At 51.1% G+C, this 13,678-nt stretch carries 14 protein-coding genes; 9 read left to right on the plus strand and 5 right to left on the minus strand.

Features of this window, described 5'->3' with window-relative positions:
• Positions 1-222 precede the first annotated feature (222 nt).
• The gene (gene spy, locus DBY68_RS16245; protein WP_189623261.1) at positions 223-714 is read left to right on the plus strand and encodes an ATP-independent periplasmic protein-refolding chaperone Spy; all 492 of its coding nucleotides are present in this window, start codon (positions 223-225) and stop codon (positions 712-714) included.
• A 78-nt stretch (positions 715-792) separates the two neighbouring features.
• Here the strand turns inward: spy and nadE are convergent, their stop codons facing one another.
• Positions 793-1,620: an ammonia-dependent NAD(+) synthetase gene (gene nadE / locus DBY68_RS16250; RefSeq protein WP_108475648.1), complete on the minus strand. Its 828-nt coding sequence runs from the start codon at positions 1,618-1,620 to the stop codon at positions 793-795.
• A gap of 233 nt (positions 1,621-1,853) precedes the next feature.
• On the opposite strand from nadE, the gene osmE reads away from it, so the two are divergent.
• The 7 genes from osmE (at position 1,854) to chbG (ending at position 7,711) form a co-directional block, all read left to right on the plus strand.
• Complete coding sequence (osmE, locus tag DBY68_RS16255) at positions 1,854-2,195, plus strand: osmotically-inducible lipoprotein OsmE (RefSeq protein ID WP_108475647.1); 342 nt, start codon at positions 1,854-1,856, stop codon at positions 2,193-2,195.
• A gap of 285 nt (positions 2,196-2,480) precedes the next feature.
• A complete protein-coding gene (locus tag DBY68_RS16260; protein ID WP_108475646.1) occupies positions 2,481-2,801 on the plus strand; it encodes a PTS sugar transporter subunit IIB in 321 nt (106 codons plus the stop codon).
• 78 nt (positions 2,802-2,879) lie between these two features.
• On the plus strand, positions 2,880-4,238 hold the full coding sequence (gene chbC, locus DBY68_RS16265; protein WP_108475645.1) for a PTS N,N'-diacetylchitobiose transporter subunit IIC: 1,359 nt from the start codon (positions 2,880-2,882) through the stop codon (positions 4,236-4,238).
• Positions 4,239-4,286: 48 nt separating this feature from the next.
• Positions 4,287-4,634: a PTS N,N'-diacetylchitobiose transporter subunit IIA gene (chbA, locus tag DBY68_RS16270; RefSeq protein ID WP_015964750.1), complete on the plus strand. Its 348-nt coding sequence runs from the start codon at positions 4,287-4,289 to the stop codon at positions 4,632-4,634.
• Between the two features lie 12 nt (positions 4,635-4,646).
• Positions 4,647-5,486, plus strand: a complete 840-nt coding sequence (chbR, locus tag DBY68_RS16275; RefSeq protein ID WP_255415258.1) for a transcriptional regulator ChbR — start codon at positions 4,647-4,649, stop codon at positions 5,484-5,486.
• Between the two features lie 111 nt (positions 5,487-5,597).
• Positions 5,598-6,944 carry a 6-phospho-beta-glucosidase gene (locus DBY68_RS16280; RefSeq protein ID WP_108475643.1) on the plus strand — a complete coding sequence of 449 codons (1,347 nt, stop codon included), beginning with the start codon at positions 5,598-5,600 and terminating at the stop codon, positions 6,942-6,944.
• Positions 6,945-6,955: 11 nt separating this feature from the next.
• Positions 6,956-7,711: a chitin disaccharide deacetylase gene (gene chbG, locus DBY68_RS16285; protein WP_108475642.1), complete on the plus strand. Its 756-nt coding sequence runs from the start codon at positions 6,956-6,958 to the stop codon at positions 7,709-7,711.
• A gap of 59 nt (positions 7,712-7,770) precedes the next feature.
• On the opposite strand, the gene katE is transcribed toward chbG, so the two are convergent.
• Positions 7,771-10,029, minus strand: coding sequence for a catalase HPII (gene katE / locus DBY68_RS16290; RefSeq protein ID WP_108475641.1), 2,259 nt, complete (start codon positions 10,027-10,029; stop codon positions 7,771-7,773).
• 249 nt (positions 10,030-10,278) lie between these two features.
• Here katE and cedA point away from each other — a divergent pair, with 249 nt between their 5' ends.
• Positions 10,279-10,533, plus strand: coding sequence for a cell division activator CedA (cedA, locus tag DBY68_RS16295; RefSeq protein WP_108475640.1), 255 nt, complete (start codon positions 10,279-10,281; stop codon positions 10,531-10,533).
• 142 nt (positions 10,534-10,675) lie between these two features.
• Here cedA and DBY68_RS16300 read toward each other — a convergent pair whose 3' ends face one another.
• From DBY68_RS16300 to kduD, 3 genes are all read right to left on the minus strand, one after another.
• A complete protein-coding gene (locus DBY68_RS16300) occupies positions 10,676-12,067 on the minus strand; it encodes an L-cystine transporter (RefSeq protein WP_015964744.1) in 1,392 nt (463 codons plus the stop codon).
• A 131-nt stretch (positions 12,068-12,198) separates the two neighbouring features.
• Positions 12,199-12,789 (minus strand): metal-dependent hydrolase, encoded by a 591-nt coding sequence (locus tag DBY68_RS16305; RefSeq protein ID WP_108475639.1) that lies wholly within the window; start codon positions 12,787-12,789, stop codon positions 12,199-12,201.
• 90 nt (positions 12,790-12,879) lie between these two features.
• Positions 12,880-13,641 (minus strand): 2-dehydro-3-deoxy-D-gluconate 5-dehydrogenase KduD, encoded by a 762-nt coding sequence (gene kduD, locus DBY68_RS16310; protein WP_108475638.1) that lies wholly within the window; start codon positions 13,639-13,641, stop codon positions 12,880-12,882.
• Between the last annotated feature and the right edge of the window lie 37 nt (positions 13,642-13,678).

A 13,678-nucleotide genomic window follows, 5' to 3' on the forward strand; every position in this document is an offset into this window, starting at 1 on the left:
GCTGTTTTATACTTCTTCATATTCCCTTCGTAATCAGTTGCTTGTTTATTATTGTTGCAACTCTCCATTATTTTTCCTTAATTCCTTCACAATTGGCGTAAAATTGTTTTTTACACTTTCATTGTTTTACGCACGCTCTGATTAATTGACGATAAACCCCGTAAAGTTAATCTCGTCAACACGGCAACGCGCCGTAAATAAGAACTTCAAAGTAAGGAATTAATGATGAAAAAGATGACTGCACTGTTTGTTGCCTCTACTCTGGCTCTGGGCGCGGCTAACCTGGCTCACGCGGCCGATACCTCTACTGCTCCCGCTGCACAGCCGGATGGCAAAACCATGATGCATCACCACAAAGGCAAACCTGGCCCGCGTCATCACGAAATGATGATGTTCCAGGGACTGAACCTGACCGATGCGCAGAAACAGCAGATCCGCGACATCAAGAAAGCGGAACATGACAAAATGCAGGACAATCGCCGCGCGATGCACGACCTGATCGCCAGCGACAGCTTCGACAAAGCGAAAGCGCAGGCGCAAATCGACAAAATGGATACCCAGCGTAAAGAGATGATGCTGTCTCACATGGAAACCCAGAACAAGATTTACAACATTTTAACGCCGGAACAGAAAAAACAGTTTAATGCTAATTTTGAGAAGCGTCTGACAGAACGTCACGCGCCGGAAGGTAAAATGCCGGTACCTGCTGAATAACTCAGCGCACTGACTTAAGACCGCCGGACCTGCTCATACGCCGCTTAGAGGCTGTGGGCAGGCCCGGCGGTTTTTCTTTTAGCGTTTCCAGAAATCGTCAAACACCGTAATCGGTGGGCGACGCTTGTGTTCTGTCTTCACATACCAGCCTTCGATAATCTTCGCCAGTTCAGGTGCGACAGTTTTACCTTCCAGGTAGTCGTCGATATTTTCATAGGTGACACCCAGCGCGACTTCGTCAGGCAGGGAAGGGCGATCGTCTTCCAGATCTGCCGTTGGCGCTTTCAGATAGAGATGCTCCGGGCAGCCCAACGCGGCCAGTAGCTGTTTTCCCTGACGCTTATTCAGACGGAAAAGCGGGTTTATGTCGGTACCGCCGTCACCATATTTAGTAAAGAAGCCGGTCACCGCTTCTGCCGCATGGTCGGTGCCGACCACCACACCGTTGGTCATTCCGGCGATGCTGTACTGCGCTTTCATGCGTTCACGGGCTTTTTCGTTGCCGCGAACGAAATCGCTCAGTTCAATACCCGCTTCGCGCAGGGCCTCTTCGCTGGCGAGCACTGCCCCCTTAATATTGACGGTCAGAACGCGATCCGGCTGGATAAAGGCGATAGCGTCCTGACAATCCTGCTCATCGGCCTGTACGCCGAACGGCAAACGCACGGCGATAAATTGCAGCGCGTCATCGCCGCTTTCTTTACGCAGTTCACTGATAGCCTGCTGGCACAGTTTACCGGCGAGAGTGGAGTCCTGGCCGCCGCTGATGCCTAATACCAGTGATTTAATAAACGGATAGGTTTGCAGATACGTTTTCAGGAAATCAACGCTACGGCGGATCTCCTGTTGCACATCAATCTGTGGTTTTACGCCAAGCGCCTGGATGATTTCCTGCTGTAAACTCATTTACCCCTCCAAAAGATGTTGCCGATACCCATCAGAACAAGACCTTAAAGCTACCTCTTTGAGGCTGAAACGACAAGGCGTGGCGCGCTGAGTGACGTAAATTAGTGCAATTCAGCGACTTACTTTTTTGTCAGCAGAATGTTCTTAAAACCATCCGATTTGCAGTGTAAGGTTGAAAAATAAGATCCTTTATTCCAGGCTTAAACTACACAAAACAACAAAGAGGATGTTTTATGAACAAGTACGTTACAGGATTTCTGGGTGCAGCAGCCGCTCTGACCATGTTGGCCGGGTGTACGACTTACGATCGCACGAAAGATCAGTTCACTCAGCCAGTAGTAAAAGATGTTAAGAAAGGTATGTCGCGCAGCCAGGTTGCGCAGATTGCAGGCAAGCCGTCTTCTGAAGTGAGCATGATTCATGCGCGCGGTACCTGCCAGACCTACATTTTGGGTCAACGTGATGGTAAAACTGAGACTTACTTCGTAGCCCTCGACGATACCGGTCATGTGATGAACTCTGGCTACCAGACCTGTGCTGAGTATGATACTGACCCACAGGCACCTAAACAGTAATCGTTCATTTTCCTGAGCACTACGTAAGCCCGACGAATTCGTCGGGCTTTTTTGTGGTTTCTGATGCTTATTTAATTGCGCGAATTATTTTGACTAAAATGTGAAGGGAATCATAAGGCGAGGTCAATGAGAGACAATTTTGGCTGAGGAGGAATTATCCTGGCCTGGAGAGATACCGTATACTCAACACATAAACAAAAGTGAAACATCTGATGTTGAAATGGGTTCATGGGCGGAAGGAACGAAGCCCGATGATGGCAGATTCGATAAGTTGAGGAAGCGTGAATGGAAAAGAAACATATCTATCTTTTTTGCTCTGCAGGGATGTCGACTTCATTACTGGTCTCCAAAATGCGTGCGCAGGCGGAGAAATATGAAGTACCAGTCATTATTGAAGCATTCTCAGAAAGCTTTGCCGCAGAAAAAGGCCCACAGGCCGATGTTGTATTACTGGGGCCACAAATTGCGTACATGAAGGCAGATATTCAAAAATTGCTGCCTAATAAACCGGTAGAGGTTATTGATTCAGCACTCTACGGTAAAGTCGATGGTTTAGGTGTTCTTAAAGCAGCCGTTGCTGCAATTAAAAAAGCTGCTGCGCAGTAATTTTTTATTTTTCCCGTCAAAGAGTTATTTCACATTTAACGCCGCGGTATTCGCTGCGGCCTTTAAGGGTATTTTTCTATGAGTAAAGTGATCAGTTCGCTTGAAAAGGTACTCCTTCCTTTTGCTATTAAAATAGGAAAACAGCCTCACGTTAACGCAATTAAAAACGGTTTTATTAAGCTAATGCCATTGACCCTCGCGGGTGCGATGTTTGTCTTAATTAATAACGTTTTTTTAAGCTTTGGTGAGGGATCTTTTTTCTATTCAATGGGGATTCGCCTCGACGCGTCGACCATTGAGAACTTAAATAGCTTTAAGGCCATTGGTGGTAATGTTTACAACGGTACGTTGGGCATTATGTCGCTAATGGCGCCTTTCTTTATCGGTATGGCGCTTGCGGAAGAACGTAAAGTTGATTCGCTGGCGGCAGGCCTGTTATCCGTTGCAGCCTTTATGACAGTCACCCCTTACAGCGTCGGAGAAGCCTATGCAGTAGGCGCGAACTGGCTGGGCGGGGCGAACATTATCTCCGGCATTATTATCGGCCTGGTGGTCGCGGAAATGTTCACCTTTATTGTGCATAAAAACTGGGTTATTCGCCTGCCGGATAGCGTTCCCGCGTCCGTATCCCGCTCCTTCTCGGCGGTAATTCCTGGCTTTATTATCCTCTCTATCATGGGGATCATCTCCTGGGCGCTGACGCACTGGAGCACCAACTTCCACCAGATAATCATGGACGGCATCTCCACACCGCTGGCCTCAATGGGTGCGATTGTGGGTTGGGCGTACGTTATCTTTGTTCCGCTGCTGTGGTTCTTCGGTATCCACGGTTCCCTGGCGCTGACCGCGCTGGACAGCGGCATCATGACCCCGTGGGCGCTGGAAAACATTGCAACCTATCAGCAGTACGGTTCTGTTGCCGCGGCGCTGGAAGCCGGTAAATCGTTCCATGTGTGGGCGAAACCGATGCTCGACTCCTACGTCTTCTTGGGCGGTAGTGGTGCGACTCTGGGCCTGATTATCGCTATCTTCATCGCTTCTCGTCGCGCAGATTACCGTTCTGTTGCCAAACTGGCGCTGCCATCAGGCATCTTCCAGATTAACGAGCCGATTCTGTTTGGTCTGCCAATTATCATGAACCCGGTGATGCTGATTCCGTTCGTACTGGTTCAGCCTATTCTCGCCGCCATTATGATTATCGCGTACTCACTGGGCATCATTCCGCCGATTACCAATATGGCGCCGTGGACTATGCCGACCGGCTTAGGCGCTTTCTTCAGTACCAACGGGAGTATCGCCGCTCTGCTGCTGGCGCTCTTCAACCTGGTTGTCGCCACGCTTATCTACATGCCATTTGTCATCGTAGCCAACAAAGCACAGACGGCCATTGAAGAAGAAGAGAGCGAAGAAGACATCGCGAATGCACTGAAATTCTGATGACGTGCGGTAGTGGAAACGCTACCGCCATCACTAAAAGGAAAAAGTATGTTTGATCTGGACAATATCACAGCAGAACCTGTGCAGGAAAATGACCTCGAAGAAGTGGTGATGGGCCTGATTATCAACTCCGGGCAGGCACGAAGCCTGGCGTATACGGCACTGAAGCAGGCTAAGCAAGGCGATTTTGAAACCGCCAGAGCGACGATGGAACAATCTCGCATCGCACTGAGTGAAGCGCACCGCGTGCAGACGCAACTCATCGAAAGCGATGAGGGGGAGGGGAAAATGAAGGTGAGCCTGGTATTAGTTCATGCTCAGGATCATCTTATGACCTCAATGTTGGCCCGCGAGCTGGTCGCGGAATTGATCGAGCTTCACGAGAAGGTACAATAGGTTATCCGTATTATGAGGCAGCCTAAGATGATGACCATGGAAATTAATACCGCACGAGAACAGCAACTGTTTGATGGCCGGAATTTTCATGTCTTTATCTACAATAAAACGGAGAGCGTAAGCGGCCTGCATCAGCATGATTACTATGAGTTCACGCTGGTGCTCACAGGCCGCTACTATCAGGAGATTAACGGCAAGCGCGTCCTGCTGGAACGCGGCGATTTTGTCTTCATCCCGTTGGGTTCGCATCACCAGAGCTTCTACGAGTTTGGTGCGACGCGCATCCTCAACGTCGGAATCAGCAAAGATTTTTTCGCCACGCACTATCAGCCGCTGTTGCCATTTTGCCTGGTAGCGTCGCAGGTTTACTCTGTTAAAAGTACTTTTCTCAGCTATATCGAGTCAGTTATTGCTTCGCTACATTTTCGCGAAACTGAATTCGATGAATTTATTGAATTAGTGGCTTTTTATGTGATTAACCGTCTGCGTCATCATCGTGAAGATCAAGCTCAGGATGTGATACCGCAGTGGTTAAAAGCAACGGTCGAAGCCATGCACGATAAAATGAAGTTCGGTGAAGGTGCGCTGGAAAATATGGTTTCGCTCTCCGGGAAGTCTCAGGAGTATTTAACGCGAGCGACTCAGCGCTACTATGGCAAAACACCGATGCAGATTATTAATGATATCCGCATCAACTTTGCCATGAAGCAACTGGAAATTACGAACTACTCCGTTACCGATATTGCGTATGAATCCGGGTACAGCAGCCCAAGTTTGTTTATTAAAACATTCAAAAAGCTGACCTCGTTTACCCCGAGTAATTATCGCAAGCGATTGACGGTCATTAAGTAAAATAATTCACGCACTACGGTATTTTCCGTAGTAATGCGACAGCAAATTTAATATCCGCGCTGAATGTGGAGGGTTGACTGCATTTAGCGGGTGGATCACGAGGGAGAAAGTATGAGCCAGAAATTAAAAGTTGTAACCATCGGCGGCGGCAGCAGCTATACACCAGAATTACTGGAAGGTTTTCTCAAACGTTACCATGAACTGCCGGTAAGCGAATTGTGGCTGGTTGATGTTGAAGGCGGTAAAGAGAAGCTTGATATCATTCATGCGCTGTGTGAGCGTATGGTGGAGAAAGCGGGTGTACCGATGAAAGTCTTCAAAACACTCGACCGCCGTGACGCGCTGCGTGATGCCGATTTCGTGACCACCCAATTGCGCGTCGGCCAGTTGAAAGCGCGTGAAAAAGATGAGCGTATACCGCTGAGTCACGGCTACCTTGGCCAGGAAACTAACGGCGCAGGTGGCCTGTTCAAAGGTCTGCGTACCATTCCGGTAATTTTTGACATCATTAAAGATGTTCAGGAACTGTGTCCGAACGCGTGGGTGATTAACTTCACTAACCCAGCCGGGATGGTCACCGAAGCCGTCTATCGTCACACCAATTTCAAACGCTTTATCGGTGTATGCAACATTCCGATTGGCATGAAAATGTTTATCACCGATGTGCTGAACCTTTCCGAAAAGGACGATCTTTCCATCGATCTTTTTGGCCTGAACCACATGGTGTTTATCCGCGATGTGCTGGTGAATGGCACATCGCGTTTCGTTGAGCTGATTGACGGTGTCGCTTCCGGTACCCTGACGGCCAATTCGGTGAAAAATATCTTCGACCTGCCGTTTAGCGAAGGGTTGATTCGCTCTCTGAATCTGATTCCATGCTCTTACCTGCTGTACTATTTCAAAACCAAAGAGATGCTGGCGATTGAAATGGGCGAGTACTACAAAGGCGGCGCACGTGCGCAGGTGGTGCAGAAGGTTGAAAAGCAGCTGTTCGAGTTGTACAAGAATCCAGATCTCAACGTCAAACCGAAAGAGCTGGAGCAGCGCGGTGGGGCGTATTACTCCGATGCCGCATGCGAAGTGATCAACGCTATCTACAATGATAAACAGGCTGAACACTACGTTAACTTCCCCCATAACGGCCACGTGGATAACATCCCGGCGGACTGGGCGGTAGAAATGACGGCGATTCTGGGCCGCGATGGGGCGAAACCACACCCACGCCTGACGCACTTCGATGACAAAGTGCTGGGGCTTATCCATACCATTAAAGCTTTTGAAATTCAGGCAAGCCATGCGGCACTGAGTGGCGAAATTAATGACGTTGAGCTGGCGATGAACTTAAGCCCGCTGATTGGCTCTGACAAGGACGCGGAGATCCTCGCGCGTGAAATGATCCTCGCGCACGAAGAGTGGTTGCCAAACTTTGCTGCCACAGTGGAGAAACTGAAAAAGTGACAGGAGGTACGATGGAACGACTGCTGATCGTCAATGCAGATGACTTCGGCCTGAGCAAAGGGCAGAACTACGGCATTATCGACGCCTGTAAAAATGGTGTCGTGACGTCAACCACCGCGCTGGTAAACGGCGCGGAGATTGAACATGCGGCGCAACTGAGCCGCCGTACGCCGGAGCTGGCGGTTGGGATGCACTTTGTTCTGACGCTGGGTGAACCGCTCTCAGAGATGCCGGGGCTGACCCGTGAAGGCAAACTGGGGAAATGGATCTGGCAAATGGCGGAAAACGATACGCTGCCGCTGGACGAAATTGCGCATGAGCTGGCGTGTCAGTTCGATCGTTTCGTCGCTATTTTCGATACTGCGCCAACGCACATTGATAGCCATCACCATGTGCATATGATCCCGCAGATCTATCCGCTGGTGGCGAAGTTTGCTTTAGAGAAGGGTGTGGCGCTGCGTATTGACCGCTCTCTTCCGCAGGCAGAGGGCGCGCCGGATGATGTGCGCAGTAGCGCCGGATTCAGCAGTGAGTTTTATGGTGATGAAATTTCCGAAGCGTTATTCCTGCAGGTACTGGATAAATCTGTGCAACGCGATGAACCCTCCGTTGAGGTGATGTGCCATCCGGCGTTTGTTGATAAGACAATCATGGGCAGCGCTTACTGCTACCCACGACTGGCTGAGCTGGATGTCCTCACTTCGCCATCGCTGAAATATGCCATTGCGGAACGCGGTTATCGTCTCGGCACCTATCGCGACGTCTGATTCTGCGAGTTGAGAGAATGTTGTGCTTTTCGCCCGGTTATCCGTCACCGGGCTTTTTTTTAGGCCGGTATCGCCGCCGTTTTACCTGCTCGAGACCAAACGCGATGCGCCGCGATCAGGCTGAGCAAATCTTCCACGGTTGATTTAGCGATAGCATCGCCTTCGACAATACCTTCTTCACCCTGGCTATCGACATTCAGCAGGCCTTTAAACTGGCGCGCATCGCCCGCCAGCAGGATTGGCTTAAGATGTTTGTAGGCTTCCAGTAGGTAGTATTGCGCGTCGCCACTTTTCAGCAGATCGCTAAGATCGCCGCCCGGCACCACCACCGCATCCACCGTGAGCGAAGGAGAACCCGCGAACGTTCCGGCGATAGGCAGTTCTGAACCATCATCGGCGGTCACTTCCCCCATACGCGAGTAGAGCAGTTTGGCATGCACGCCTTGTGCTTTAAGGCCCTGAAGCAGGGTCAGCACATCAGCGGATGCCGTGTTTTGATTAAGCAGAACGGCCACCACACGTCCTTTTACGCCACCGCTGGGGATAGCATATAAGCTGAGAGTGGGATCTTTATCCAGCCCATTTACATCCGCAGGCGGTTGACGATTTTGCTGCTCGTCATTGAGAGTAATACCTAAATTTTCTGCAACGGCCTGTGCCAGGCGAATATCGACGCTGACAAGTTGATCGACGACCCGTTCACGGATCCACTCGCGTGCGACTTTGCTGAGTTCAAAACTGAAGGCATCGATAATATGCTGTTGCTCAATCGGCGTCTGACTGTTCCAGAAGAGTCGCGGCTGAGCGTAATATTCAGCAAAGGACGGGCTACGTTCACGCACTTTATGCCCATCAACGCGTTCCTGGTATGATTCAAAACCACCCCGTTTCGGTGCAGGCGGCGTTTCACGCGGCCAGTTATCATTAATGGAATTGGGTTCGTAGTTGGCCGGGTTGCTATCGATATCCTGGCGATGCATGCCATCGCGCTGGAAATTGTGATACGGGCAGGTTGGGCGATTGATCGGGATTTCGTGGAAATTAGGCCCACCCAGACGGCTTATCTGCGTATCGGTGTAAGAGAACAGGCGTCCCTGAAGCAGGGGATCGTTACTGAAATCCAGGCCGGGAACAATATGCCCTGGGTGGAACGCGGCCTGCTCATTTTCGGCGAAGAAGTTGTCCGGGTTGCGGTTAAGCACCATTTTGCCGACGAGTTGCACCGGCACCAGCTCCTCGGGAATCAGCTTAGTGGGGTCGAGCAGATCGAAATCGAACTTAAATTCATCCTCTTCCGGGATAAGCTGCAAGCCCAGTTCATACTCAGGATAATCACCTGCTTCAATGGCTTCCCACAGGTCGCGACGGTGGAAGTCGGGATCGCGTCCGGTGAGCTTTTGCGATTCATCCCACACCAGAGACGCCTTACCGGCAACCGGCTTCCAGTGAAAACGAACAAACGTCGCTTTACCTTCGGCATTGATTAAGCGGAAAGTATGAATACCAAAGCCTTCCATGGTGCGATAACTGCGTGGGATCCCGCGGTCGGACATCGCCCAGAATACGTTGTGCAATGTTTCCGGTTGCAGCGAGACATAGTCCCAGAAGGTATCATGCGCGCTTTGCCCCTGCGGTATTGCGCAATGGGGTTCGGGCTTCACGGCATGCACGAAATCGGGAAATTTCAGTGCATCCTGAATAAAGAAGATAGGCGTGTTATTGCCGACCAGGTCAAAAATGCCCTCATCAGTATAGAACTTGGTGGCAAAGCCACGAATATCGCGCACAGTGTCAGCGGAACCCGCGCCACCTTGAACGGTTGAGAAACGCACGAAAACAGGCGTGATTTTCTCCTTTGAGGAGAGGAAGTCCGCTTTCGTGACATCACTCAGGCTCTTATATGGCTGAAAATAGCCGTGCGCCGCAGAGCCACGTGCATGCACGATGCGTTCAGGAATGCGTTCATGGTCAAAGTGGGTGATTTTCTCACGCAGAATAAAATCTTCCAGCAGCGTAGGGCCACGGCTACCGGCACGCAGAGAATTCTGGTCATCGGCAATACGGACGCCCTGGTTGGTTGTCAGCGGGAAGTTTTCGCCGCCTTTACGCTGCTTATCAAGCGCTTTTAATTTCTCATTGCTGGTGTTAGGCGCTTTAAGGCTCCCTGGCGCGGTAGGCTCTTCGCCGGGAGCGGTAGGTTTTGGTGTGGGTCGCCAGGAACCATCTTCAGGTGCCAGGGAATCCAGACCGGGTTTTGACTCTCTGGAATCGTGAACCGGTGATTGATGGGTTTTTGATTTATTGTGTTGATCCGACATGCTCATCTCCTGTTTTCATTACTGAAAATTGGCCGATTTTGCGGCAAACCCTTCTAACTATAGAACAATCGCCAGCCCTTACCGCTTAAAGGACGACTTTAGGACTATGTAACATTTGCGTCGGCCTGGTATGCCAGCCGTGAATGAGGGGTGCCTGCAATCAGAATCGGTAAATCGCACACACAGGACAGGACTTCGCGAGGTAAAATCGGCTAATATTACGGTTTTCGTTTTTTAAATTGGTCTTTAGTGAATCAACCCATTATGAAACCTCTTCGCCAACAAAATCGTAAGGTTATCAGCTATGTGCCTCGTGTTGAGCCTGCGCCGCCTGAACATGCGATCAAAATGGATGCGTTTCGTGACGTATGGATCCTTCGCGGGAAGTATGTCGCTTTTGTGCTAATGGGGGAGTCGTTTCAACGCTCGCCGGCGTTTACGGTGCCGGAGTCTGCACAACGCTGGGCCAACCAGATTCGTCAGGAAGATGAAGTCTCGGAGTAAATGAGTGCCACTTTTGATAAGGCCCATCGTCGGATAAACGCGCATACGTTATTGGCAGGCGTTGGCCTTTTTGGCGAAATTTTGACGTTATAAAACAAAAAACGCGCAGACAGGCTGCGCGTTTTTTATCACACCAACAGTATTAACGATGCGCCAGTTCCGCATCATCCTCACTGTTCAGAATCTCTTTATCGGTTTGGCGCAGCCATTGGCTGGTCAGGGTGCCTGCAGTCATGGAGCCACTGACGTTCAGAGCGGTACGGCCCATATCGATCAGCGGTTCAACGGAAATCAGCAACGCGACCAGCGTCACCGGCAAGCCCATCGCGGGCAGAACAATCAGCGCCGCGAAGGTTGCACCGCCGCCGACACCTGCTACGCCCGCAGAACTCACGGTGACAATGCCAACCAGAGTAGCAATCCACAGCGGATCGAGTGGGTTGATGCCCACGGTTGGCGCCACCATAACGGCGAGCATTGCCGGATACAGACCCGCACAGCCGTTCTGACCGATCGTCGCGCCGAAAGAGGCGGAGAAGCTGGCGATAGATTCCGGTACACCCAGACGGCGCGTTTGTGCTTCCACGTTTAGCGGAATCGACGCGGCGCTGGAACGGCTGGTGAAAGCGAAGGTGATAACCGGCCACACTTTACGGAAGTATTTCAGCGGGCTGACACCGTTTACGCCCAGCAGCAGGCCGTGTACGGCGAACATGATTGCCAGACCGATGTAAGAAGCCACCACGAAGCTGCCGAGTTTGATGATGTCCTGCAGGTTAGAACCCGCCACGACTTTGGTCATCAGCGCCAGTACGCCATACGGAGTCAGTTGCATCACCAGACGAACCAGTTTCATCACCCAGCTTTGCAGCGTGTCGATTGCCGCAATGACGCGCAGGCCTTTTGGCTCATCATCTTTTAACAGTTTTAACGCAGCCACGCCCAGGAAAGCGGCGAAGATAACGATGCTGATGATAGAGGTTGGGTTCGCGCCAGTCAGATCGGCAAACGGATTTTTGGGCACGAAGGAGAGCAATAACTGCGGCACATTCAGGTCAGCAACCTTTCCAGCATAGTTGCTGTGGATGGCATCAAGGCGTGCGGTTTCCGCAGTACCCTGCACCAGACCTTCTGCCGTCAGGCCAAACAGGTTGGTGACCAGTACGCCTACCAGTGCGGCAATCAGCGTAGTGAACAGCAGGGTGCCAATTGTCAGGAAGCTGATTTTACCCAGTTGTGACGCATTGTGCAGACGGGCTACCGCGCTCAGAATCGAGGCGAAAACCAGCGGCATTACGATCATTTGCAGCAGTTGCACGTAGCCGTTACCGACGACATTGAACCACTGAATAGAATCTTTAAGAATCTGGCTGTCGGAACCATAAATAAATTGTAACGCGAGGCCAAACACGACCCCCATCACCAGACCGACCAGTACTTTTTTTGCCAGACTCCACTGTTTGTGACGCGTTTGCGCCAGCAGCAACAGCAGTGCCGCGAACACGATAACGTTCGCGATTAATGGAAAGTTCATCCCCGTTCTCCTGATTTCATTATATAGCCAGCCTCACCGGGCTGGTCAGATGTGAAAAGGGTAACAGAAGTGACAATCGTCGCTTATATCCAAATGGAATGGATTATGACAAAAGTGATAGTTTTGTGTAGTTATTGTTCGATCTGGTGATTTATAAAGCGATTGAAGGTCATTTGCAGAGAATTAATCATTCCCGAAGACCAGCGTACGGCGCTGTTTTCCGGTAATGACTGCGGCATCCAGACCGCGTAGGCGAACAACGCCATGCACAGAAAACGCTCCAGTTGATTGCCTTTTTGTGGCGCCAGAATCGGCAGACGAAAACGCCAGCGACAGGGCCATAACAGTGGTACGCCCGCAGGGGTGAGCATATCGGCCAGAATATGACTGAGGTAGCCCAGCACCATCCCCTGAAGCGCGTCGGCGGGAACAAACCAACTCTCTGGCACTTTTAGATAGAAAACCGTGAGCAGGGCAAAAACGGCCAGCAGGCTATGGGTGAAGCCGCGATGACCAAATGCGCGGGCCACGGGTTTCGACAGCCAGCTTAGCCGCTGGCCGAGGAACGATTTCGGGTGGTCGATATCCGGTAGCAGGCAGGTTAGCACCGCTGACGGCACAATATGCCACCAGTCGCCTTGCGCCAGCACAGGCGTCAGCTCGGCATTTTTTGCAAATACCGCACAGGCGATGGAAAAGAGCAGGTGGCCTTCCGCCGTCATGATAAAACCCGATAAAACTGTCAATTCATACAGTATAGGGTTTTTATACAGTAGGCGGAAGAGGTTACGGTGTAACTCTTTGTTAAAAAATTAACGCGCCAGCCAGCCGCCATCCACTGCCAGCGTAAAGCCGTTGATATAGTCAGACGCGGACGATGCGAGAAATACCGCCGGGCCTTTTAAATCTTCCGGTGAACCCCAGCGTCCGGCGGGGATACGGTCGAGAATTTCTTTGCTGCGTTCGGCATCGTCACGCAGTTGCTGCGTATTATTGGTCGCCATATAACCGGGGGCGATAGCGTTGACGTTGATGTTGTACTGCGCCCATTCGTTCGCCAGCAGGCGTGTAATCCCCAGCACACCGCTTTTAGACGCAGTATAAGAGGGTACGCGGATCCCGCCCTGGAAAGAGAGCATCGAGGCAATATTAATAATTTTCCCGCCGCCGCCCTGATGTATAAACTGTTTTGCCACCGCCTGAGAGAGGAAAAATACCGACTTCAGATTCAGGTTAATCACGTCGTCCCAGTTTTTCTCGCTAAATGACAGGGCCTCTTCCCGGCGGATGGTACCGGCGTTGTTTACCAGAATATCAATACGGCCCATCGACGCGACGGCCTTTGCCACAATATCCGTAATTGCCTCCTGACGACTGAGGTCAGCCTGAATAGCGGTGAACCGCCGCCCGAGAGCCTGTACTTTGGCGGATGTTTCTTCCGGTATTTTGCGGCTAACGCTGATGATGTCGCAGCCCGCTTCTGCAAGCCCCAAAGCCATTCCTTGTCCCAAACCGGTATCGCACCCGGTGACAAGCGCAGCTTTGCCGTTCAGGTTGAAGGCGTTCAGTATCATAGTGACCTCTGTATGCGGTTATTGTCGTTATGGCTGA

Source organism: Pseudocitrobacter sp. RIT415 (assembly GCF_003057695.2).
GTDB classification, from domain to species: domain Bacteria; phylum Pseudomonadota; class Gammaproteobacteria; order Enterobacterales; family Enterobacteriaceae; genus Pseudocitrobacter; species Pseudocitrobacter faecalis.